This is a genomic window from Bergeyella anatis (genome assembly GCF_036016955.1).
Lineage (GTDB): Bacteria > Bacteroidota > Bacteroidia > Flavobacteriales > Weeksellaceae > JAYWXI01.
In genome coordinates this window covers 1-1,155 of sequence record NZ_JAYWXI010000065.1, presented here as the reverse complement: position 1 = coordinate 1,155, position 1,155 = coordinate 1, and the positions used below count along the sequence as shown (strand labels likewise).

The following is a 1,155-nucleotide window of genomic DNA, read 5'->3' as shown; positions in this document are numbered from 1 at the left end:
CTTGAATTCAACTTATAAATGCAACTTTTTGGGTGCGGATAATAAGCAATAAAAACATTTATTTTTCAGAGAGGAAAGAGAGACAATGTCCCCCTTTCTCTCACTCTGAATGGATAAAGTTTGCTATCTTTGCTTTAATTGTCCGTCCAAAGAAAAAAAAGTTGCAGATGAGCAAACATATAACCGAGGAACAAAGGTATGCAATTTCTATGATGTTGCAAATACCGATGAGCAAAAAAGCAATAGCGGAAGCTATCGGAGTAGATAAAAGCACTGTTTACAGGGAGATAAAGCGCAATTGCGACGCCCGAAGTGGTAGCTATAGCATGGAGCTTGCCCAGCGAAAAGCAGACAGGCGCAAGCAGCAAAAACATCGCAAGGAAGTGCTTACACCGGCAATGAGAAAACGGATAATAAAGCTGTTGAAGAAAGGATTCAGCCCGGAGCAGATTGTCGGCAGGAGCCGCTTGGAGGGAATTGCGATGGTATCTCACGAAACGATATATCGCTGGATTTGGGAGGATAAGCGGCGGGGTGGCAAACTGCACAAATATCTTCGCAGACAAGGTCGCAGGTATGCCAAACGTGGTTCTAAAAATGCAGGGCGAGGATTTATCCCAGGCAGGGTGGATATTGATGAGCGTCCCGAGATAGTGGAACTGAAGGAGAGATTTGGTGATTTAGAGATAGATACAATTATTGGTAAGAACCACAAAGGTGCCATTCTTACCATTAACGACAGAGCAACAAGCAGGGTCTGGATACGCAAGTTGTCGGGAAAAGAAGCCATCCCGGTAGCTAAGATTGCAGTATGGGCACTGCGGAAAGTGAAAAACTTAATACACACAATTACGGCTGACAATGGAAAGGAGTTTGCAAAGCACGAGGAAATTGCGCAAAAATTGGAAATAAAATTCTATTTTTGCAAACCATACCACTCATGGGAACGTGGTGCCAATGAAAACACCAACGGGCTTATCAGGCAGTATATCCCAAAGGGTAAGGACTTTAGTGAAGTAACCAACAAACAGATTAAGTGGATTGAAAATAAACTCAATAATCGACCTCGTAAAAGACTTGGATACCTCACGCCAAACGAAAAATTTAAACAAATTATTAATCAGAATTCTGTTGCATTTGCAAGTTGAATTCAGC

At 42.3% G+C, this 1,155-nt stretch carries 1 protein-coding gene; it reads left to right on the top strand.

Translation table 11 applies throughout. The annotated features are described in order from the left end of the window. Positions 1 to 167 precede the first annotated feature (167 nt). Positions 168 to 1,148 (top strand): IS30-like element IS4351 family transposase, encoded by a 981-nt coding sequence (locus tag VQ048_RS12200; protein WP_005794072.1) that lies wholly within the window; start codon positions 168 to 170, stop codon positions 1,146 to 1,148. The last annotated feature ends 7 nt before the right edge of the window (positions 1,149 to 1,155 follow it).

Coding starts and splice junctions, on each gene's coding strand:
- VQ048_RS12200 (WP_005794072.1), top strand. CDS start 168: ATGAGCAAACATATAACCGAGGAACAAAGGTATGCAATTTCTATGATG.